We start from the raw sequence: 6,559 nt of genomic DNA on the forward strand, positions 1-6,559 counted from the left end.
ATCTTAAAGCGGTCGGCAAGCTCCATCAGCCGCACCGCCTTGCGGTAGCCTTCCGGCCGCACCGAGCCGAAATTGTGCTTCAGCCGGCTCGCCGTGTCCGAGCCCTTCTCCTGGCCGATCACCGCCACCGGCTCGCCTCGGAAGCGGGCGAAGCCGCCGACGATCGCCTGATCCTCGCCGAAATTGCGGTCGCCGGCGAGCGGCGTGAAATCGCTGAGCAGGCCCTTGATGTAGTCGACGCAATGCGGCCTGTCGGGATGGCGCGCCACCTGCACCTTCTGCCAGGGCGTCAGCGCCTTGTAGGCCTCGCGCAGCGCATCGCGCGAGCGCTTCTCCAGCCGGCTGATCTCGTCGCCGACATCGACGGCCTCGCCGTTCTCGGCAAGCTTCTTCAGTTCCAGGATCTTGCCTTCGAGATCCTGCACCGGCTTTTCGAAATCGAGGTAGTTGTACATTCTTGAGCGGACCGACAGTTCGGAAGGCAATGGCTGGCGAAACCCTCGAAAACAGGGGCCCCGGGCGATGGAACGTCGCCCTCACATAGCGACATGAGGCCTAGTCGGCAAGCGGATGATGATCATTGACCAGCCGCACCAGCCGCTCTTCCAGCACATGGGTGTAGATCTGGGTGGTGGAGATGTCGGCGTGGCCGAGCAGCTGCTGCACGGCCCTGAGATCGGCGCCGTTCTGCAGGAGGTGGCTGGCGAAGGCGTGGCGCAGCACATGCGGCGAGATCTTGGCCGAGGCGATGCCGGCCCTTGCGGCAAGCCCTTTGAGGTCGCGGGCGAAGACCTGACGGGAGAGGTGGCCGGTGTCGGAGGCGGCCGGAAACAGGAAGGGGCTGGCGGCGAGGGCCGGCCGCTCTGCCCTGGCGGCAAGCCAGGCCCGCATGGCGGCGCGCGCCTTGGCCGAGAGCGGCACCATGCGCTCCTTGTCGCCCTTGCCGCGCACCATGAAGAAGCGGTCATCGCGCAGCGCCACCGTCACCGGCAGGCCGACCAGTTCGGAAACGCGCAGGCCGGTGGCGTAGAGCACCTCAACCAGTGCATGCAGGCGCAGCCGCGCCGGACGGTCGCCGCCGTCGGCGTCGCCCGCTTCGGTAGCGGCGCGGTCGATCAGCCGGCCGGTCTCGGCCTCACTCATCGTCTTCGGCAGCGGACGGCCCTTCCTCGGACTGTCCAGCGTGCCGGTCGGGTCGTCGCCACGCAGGCCCTCGGCGTAGAGGAACTTGAAGAATTGGCGGATGGCCGACAGTTTGCGCGCCTGCGAGGTGGCGGCGAAGCCGCGCGCGGCGATATCGTCGAGATAGGCGCGGATGTCGGCGGCGGCCGCGCCCGCGAGCCCGCCGCTGATTGCCATCGAAGCGTCTTCCAGGTCGCGGCGGTAGGAGGACAGCGTGTTTTCGGCCGCGCCCCGCTCGGCGCTCATCATCTCCAGGAAGGCCTCGATGCGCGCCGCGCTGTTCATGTCGTTGGCGTCAGTTCTTCTTGGGGTTCAGCTTTTCGGGCGGGATGCGCACGCTCATTTCGGCCTTTTTCGGTTCGACGAACATGGCCAGCGCGAACATCGTGCCATAGGCAATGCCGGCCAGAATCGTCAGCGTCACGACAAAGCGAAACAGTGTCGGCATCAATATGCGCCCGTCTCTTGTTCTGCATTTCCAAACCCTGTGCCCTTATGGGACGCCAATCCGGCCAATTCAAGGTAGAAGCCTGTTGTCCTAACGCAGGTCCTTGCCGGCAAACCGTATAACACTTTCCGGGACCTGCTTGTTTTGGCGCAGGTCCTGTTCGGAAAACCGCTGACACTTTTCCGGGACCTGCTTGCCGTGCTTGACGCAAACAGGCTTTTGATGTCGATAACGCCGACAAAGAGGGCTCGTATGAACGCGCTACAAGCAAATCCTCCCGGCGAGGGCCATGCCGAGCTGCTGGAGCGGCTGGGCAGCCGCTCCATCGTCTTCGTCGGCCTGATGGGCGCCGGCAAGACGGCGATCGGCCGCAAGGTGGCGGCGATGCTTTCGCTGCCCTTCATCGACAGCGACCAGGAGATCGAAAGCGTGTCGCGCATGACCGTGCCCGAGCTGTTCGAGCGCTATGGCGAGACCGAATTCCGTGCCTTGGAGCAGCGCGTCATCCTGCGCCTCCTGGAAAACGGCCCGCAGGTGCTGTCGACCGGTGGCGGCGCCTTCATGAACGCGCAGACGCGCGAGGCGATCGCCACGCATGGCGTCTCGGTGTGGCTCAAGGCCGAGCTCGATTTGTTGATGGAGCGCGTATCCAAGAAGCAGAACCGGCCATTGCTCAAAAGCCCTGATCCACGCGCCGTGCTCGAGCGGCTGATGGGCGAGCGGTATCCCGTATATGCCACATCGGACATCACCGTGCCGACCCGCGACGACCGCAAGGAGGTCATCGCCTTCGAAGTGGTCGCGGCGCTGTGCGGCCATTTTGGCGTTGCGCTTGTACAAGCCAGCGACGAGGCCCGGCCATGAGCGACGTCGCACCCGTCACCGTCGAAGTCGGCCTTGGCGATCGTGCCTACGACATAATGATCGGTCCCGGCCTGCTGTCCGGCGCTGGCCTGGAGATTTCGCGCCGCTTGCCGGGCAGGCGCGCGGCCGTGATCACGGATGAGAACGTCGCCGCTGCGCATCTCGAAACGCTGAAGGCCGGCCTCGGGACGGGCGGCATCCAGGCGGCCGTCATCACGCTGCCGGCCGGCGAAAAGACCAAGAGCTTTGCGCATCTCGAAGAGGTGGTCGACGGGGTGCTCGCCGCCAAACTGGAACGCGGCGACGTCGTCATCGCGCTAGGGGGCGGCGTCATCGGCGACCTCGCCGGTTTCGCCGCCGGCATCGTGCGGCGCGGCATGAAATTCGTGCAGATCCCGACATCGCTGCTGGCGCAGGTCGATTCCTCCGTCGGCGGCAAGACCGGCATCAACAGCGCGCGCGGCAAGAACCTCGTCGGCGTCTTCCATCAGCCGAGGCTGGTGCTGGCCGACACCGGCGTGCTCGACACGCTGCCGATCCGCGAATTCCGCGCCGGCTATGCCGAGCTCGCCAAATACGGGCTGATCGACCGCCCCGACTTCTTCGCCTGGCTGGAGGCGAACTGGCAGGACGTGTTCGCCGGCGGTCCGGCGCGCACGCAAGCGATCGCCGAGGCCTGCCGCGCCAAGGCCGATGTCGTCGCCCGCGACGAGTTCGAGACCGGCGACCGCGCACTGCTCAATCTCGGCCATACGTTCGGCCACGCGCTGGAAGCCGCGACGCACTATGACGGCGCCCGGCTCGTCCACGGCGAGGGAGTCGCCATCGGCATGGCGCTGGCGCATCGCTTCTCGGCGCGGCTCAACCTAGCGAGCCCGGACGATGCGGCGCGCGTCGAGGCGCATCTTCGCGCCGTCGGCCTGCCGTGGCGGATGGCCGACATCCCCGGCGAACTGCCCGACGCCGAAGCGCTGCTTGGCTTCATCGCCCAGGACAAGAAGGTGTCGCGCGGCGCGCTGACCTTCATCCTGACGCGCGGAGTCGGCCAGGCCTTCATCGCCAGGGACGTGCCGGCGTCGGAAGTGCTTGGCTTCCTTGCTGAAAACCACCCGGGATGAACGAGGCTGGCTGGATCGCCGCGGCCGTCCTTGCCGGCTCCATGCTGCTGGCCTTGCTCTTTCGCGCCCGCCTGCTCGCTGCCTTCGGCCACGAATTGCGGCGCGTCGATCCGCAACGTCCGGCGCATGACGAGCCGCGCGAGGCGGCCGACGATTTCCGCCGTGACGGCCAGGCGCCACGAGAGGAACGCAATCGTCTGGAGGGACTGTTCGACCTCGAGGAACTCGAAGTGTCCGACGTCATGGTCCACCGCACCAACATGCGCTCGGTCAATGCCGACAATGCATCGGAAGCGGTGGTGCGCGAGATCCTGAACAGCCCGCATACGCGCATGCCGTTGTGGAAGGGCTCGCTCGACAACATCGTCGGCGTGCTGCACGCCAAGGACCTGCTGAGGGCGCTGAACGAGGTCGGCAACGACTTTTCCAGGATCGACGTGATGAAGATCGCGTCGAAGCCCTGGTTCGTGCCGGACACCACCACCTTGCAGGACCAGCTCAACGCCTTCCTGCGCCGCAAGGCGCATTTCGCCATCGTCGTCGACGAATATGGCGAAGTGGAAGGGCTGGTGACGCTGGAGGATATCATCGAGGAGATTGTCGGCGAGATCGCCGACGAGCACGACGTCGACATCCAGGGCGTTAAGCAGGAGGCCGACGGCTCGGTCGTCGTCGACGGCACGGTGCCGATCCGCGATCTCAACCGGGCGCTCGACTGGAACCTGCCGGACGAGGAGGCCACCACGATTGCCGGCCTCGTCATCCACGAGACCCAGTCGATCCCCGATGAAAAACAGGCCTTTACCTTCCACGGCAAGCGCTTCGTAGTCATGAAGCGCGACAAGAACCGCATCGCCAGGCTGCGGATAAAGCCGGCCGGCGACGCCTGAAAATCAGGTAGGTCGGCGCGGCGCGGCGTCTGCCTCCGGCGCTATTCCACGATCTCCCTGGTCGAGCGCTCGTGCAGCGTCGCGCCTGTTTCGGCGTCGACCGCCGCAAGACTGACCTCGTAGCCCCAGAGGCTGCGGATATGGCGCAAGGTCGCGTCGCGGCTGCCTTCGTCCAGGAGGATACCGGCCTTCACCTTGTGCTGCAGCCGCAGTTGCCTGTCGCCGCGCAGGTCGACATCGACAATCTGGATGTCGGGCCTGTTCGCCCCCACGTCGTAGCTGTGGGCCAGGCCGCTGCGTATCTTCTCATAGCCGCGCTCGTTGTGGATCGATGCGACCTCCAGATGCGGTTCGTCGGCTCGATCGGCAAGCACGAAGAGCCGCCATTTCCGGATCAGGGTTGGGCTGAGGTACTGGCGGATGAAGGATTCATCGCGATGGTCGGCCCATGCCTCGAGCAGCGTCTCGCGCCAGTCGCCGCGGCCCGCAATGTCGGGAAACCAGTCGCGGTCCTCCGCCGTCGGCTCGGTAGAGATGCGCCGTATGTCCTGCATCATGTCGAGACCGAGCGCGTAGGGATTGATGCCGGAAAAGCGGGGATCGTCGAAACCAGGCTGGAAGACCACATTGGCATGGTTGCGCAGGATTTCGAGCATGGCGCCCTCGCCGATCAGCCCGCGATCGAACAACAGGTTCATCAGCGTGTGGTGCACGAAAGTGGCGCAACCCTCGTTCATCACCTGGGTTTGCCGCTGCGGGTAGAAATATTGCGCGATGATGCGGACGATGCGGACGATTTCGCGCTGCCACGGTTCCAGCACAAGGCTGTTCTTCTCGAGGAAATAGAGCAGGTTCTCCTCGGGCAGATTGAGCGACTTCTTCCGTTCGGCCAGGCTTTCGTCCTTCTCGCCGGTCTTGCCGGTCTCCTGCGAGGCCGGCAGCGTGCGCCACAGATCGTTGTAGGAGCGCTCCTCATATTCGAGGCGCTCGCGCAGGCCTTCGCGCTGCCGCTCCGACGACAGCTTGGGCGGCCGGCGGTAGCGGAACACGCCCTGTTCCATCAACGCATGCGCCGAATCGAGGACCGCCTCGACCGCCGCGAGGCCGTGCCGCTCCTCGCAGCGGGCGATATAGCCCTTGGCGAAGTCGAGATAGCTCAGGATCGCCCCGGCGTCGGTCCACTGCCGGAACAGGTGATTGTTCTTGAAAAAATGATTGTGTCCAAGCGCCGCGTGCGCCGTAACCAGGGCCTGCAACGCCATGGTGTTCTCCTCCATCAGGTAGACGATGCAGGGATTGGAGTTGATGACCAGTTCATAGGCCAGACCACGACCGCCCTTGCGGTAGAGAAGGTCGTGATGAAGGAAGTGCTTGCCGAACGACCAATGGCGATACATCAGTGGCATGCCTATCGATGAATAGGCGTCGAGCATCTGCTGGGACGAGATGATCTCCATCTGAACCGGATAGATATCGAGGTGGAGTTCTTCCAGGGCGATCGCCTCGATCGCGTCATAGGCCCGCGACAGCGTCTTGAAGTCCCAATCGGATCCGGAAAACAGCAAAGCTGGTTTGCCTGCCTGCCTGGCCATTTGCACCCCTCTCAAGCGCTCTTGCGGGCAGCTGGCTGCCTTGCGAAGAGCTGGCGGAAGACCGGGTAGATGTCGGCCGGAGTGGCGATGCGGGTCATCTGGAAGTTCGGCCATTTCTGCGCGACGACGCTGTAGGCGCGCCACAGCGACGTCCCGTTTTCGGTGGCTCCGAAAATATGGCTCTCGCGTTCGTCGATGATCTCGACATAGGCGAAATATTGGCAAAGACGCATGAGCGCGCCGTCGAGCAAAGCTATGCAGCGTTCCGAATCGGTGGCGAAATTGTCACCGTCCGAAGCCTGGGCGGCGTAGATGTTCCACTCGTTGGCCGGGTAGCGTTCTTCGATGACGCGGCGCATTTCGTCGAGCGCCGTGGAAACGACTGTGCCGCCGCTTTGCGTGCAATGGAAGAAGGTTTCCTCGTCCACCTCCTGGGCCTCGTGGGTGTGGCGGATGAAGACCACC

Annotated in this window: 7 protein-coding genes and 1 pseudogene; 3 read left to right on the forward strand and 5 right to left on the reverse strand. The window is 64.6% G+C overall.

The genetic code is table 11. The features are described from left to right. From EN742_RS19455 to EN742_RS19465, 3 genes and pseudogenes are all read right to left on the reverse strand, one after another. A pseudogene (locus tag EN742_RS19455) lies at window positions 1–455 on the reverse strand (acetyl-CoA carboxylase carboxyl transferase subunit alpha); the annotation flags it as partial. Between the two features lie 100 nt (window positions 456–555). Continuing rightward, a complete protein-coding gene (locus tag EN742_RS19460; RefSeq protein WP_126058047.1) occupies window positions 556–1,467 on the reverse strand; it encodes a site-specific tyrosine recombinase XerD in 912 nt (303 codons plus the stop codon). 10 nt (window positions 1,468–1,477) lie between these two features. Then, entirely contained in the window at window positions 1,478–1,630 is a 153-nt protein-coding gene (locus EN742_RS19465; RefSeq protein ID WP_126058048.1) for a histidine kinase, read from the reverse strand. A gap of 252 nt (window positions 1,631–1,882) precedes the next feature. On the opposite strand from EN742_RS19465, the gene EN742_RS19470 reads away from it, so the two are divergent. Genes EN742_RS19470 through EN742_RS19480 form a run of 3 tightly spaced genes read left to right on the forward strand, consistent with a single transcriptional unit; the run spans window position 1,883 to window position 4,502 of the window. Then, window positions 1,883–2,494: a shikimate kinase gene (locus EN742_RS19470; protein ID WP_126058049.1), complete on the forward strand. Its 612-nt coding sequence runs from the start codon at window positions 1,883–1,885 to the stop codon at window positions 2,492–2,494. Then, window positions 2,491–3,612 carry a 3-dehydroquinate synthase gene (gene aroB / locus EN742_RS19475; RefSeq protein WP_126058050.1) on the forward strand — a complete coding sequence of 374 codons (1,122 nt, stop codon included), beginning with the start codon at window positions 2,491–2,493 and terminating at the stop codon, window positions 3,610–3,612. The genes EN742_RS19470 and aroB overlap by 4 nt, the downstream gene beginning before the upstream one ends. Then, complete coding sequence (locus tag EN742_RS19480) at window positions 3,609–4,502, forward strand: transporter associated domain-containing protein (RefSeq protein ID WP_126058051.1); 894 nt, start codon at window positions 3,609–3,611, stop codon at window positions 4,500–4,502. The genes aroB and EN742_RS19480 overlap by 4 nt, the downstream gene beginning before the upstream one ends. Window positions 4,503–4,543: 41 nt before the next feature. Here EN742_RS19480 and EN742_RS19485 read toward each other — a convergent pair whose 3' ends face one another. Together EN742_RS19485 and EN742_RS19490 are read right to left on the reverse strand one after the other, a co-directional pair. Next, window positions 4,544–6,094 (reverse strand): SpoVR family protein, encoded by a 1,551-nt coding sequence (locus EN742_RS19485; RefSeq protein WP_126058052.1) that lies wholly within the window; start codon window positions 6,092–6,094, stop codon window positions 4,544–4,546. An 11-nt stretch (window positions 6,095–6,105) separates the two neighbouring features. Continuing rightward, the coding region (locus EN742_RS19490) for a DUF444 family protein (protein ID WP_128333164.1) at window positions 6,106–6,559 on the reverse strand (454 nt) is incomplete at its 5' end.

The sequence above is a fragment of the Mesorhizobium sp. M4A.F.Ca.ET.020.02.1.1 genome, from assembly GCF_004022645.1.
Taxonomy (GTDB): domain Bacteria; phylum Pseudomonadota; class Alphaproteobacteria; order Rhizobiales; family Rhizobiaceae; genus Mesorhizobium.

Excerpts from the sequence above, each read along its gene's own strand:
- EN742_RS19460 (WP_126058047.1), bottom strand. The coding sequence starts at position 1,467 with ATGAACAGCGCGGCGCGCATCGAGGCCTTCCTGGAGATGATGAGCGCC.
- EN742_RS19465 (WP_126058048.1), bottom strand. The coding sequence starts at position 1,630 with ATGCCGACACTGTTTCGCTTTGTCGTGACGCTGACGATTCTGGCCGGC.
- EN742_RS19470 (WP_126058049.1), top strand. The coding sequence starts at position 1,883 with ATGAACGCGCTACAAGCAAATCCTCCCGGCGAGGGCCATGCCGAGCTG.
- aroB (WP_126058050.1), top strand. The coding sequence starts at position 2,491 with ATGAGCGACGTCGCACCCGTCACCGTCGAAGTCGGCCTTGGCGATCGT.
- EN742_RS19480 (WP_126058051.1), top strand. The coding sequence starts at position 3,609 with ATGAACGAGGCTGGCTGGATCGCCGCGGCCGTCCTTGCCGGCTCCATG.
- EN742_RS19485 (WP_126058052.1), bottom strand. The coding sequence starts at position 6,094 with ATGGCCAGGCAGGCAGGCAAACCAGCTTTGCTGTTTTCCGGATCCGAT.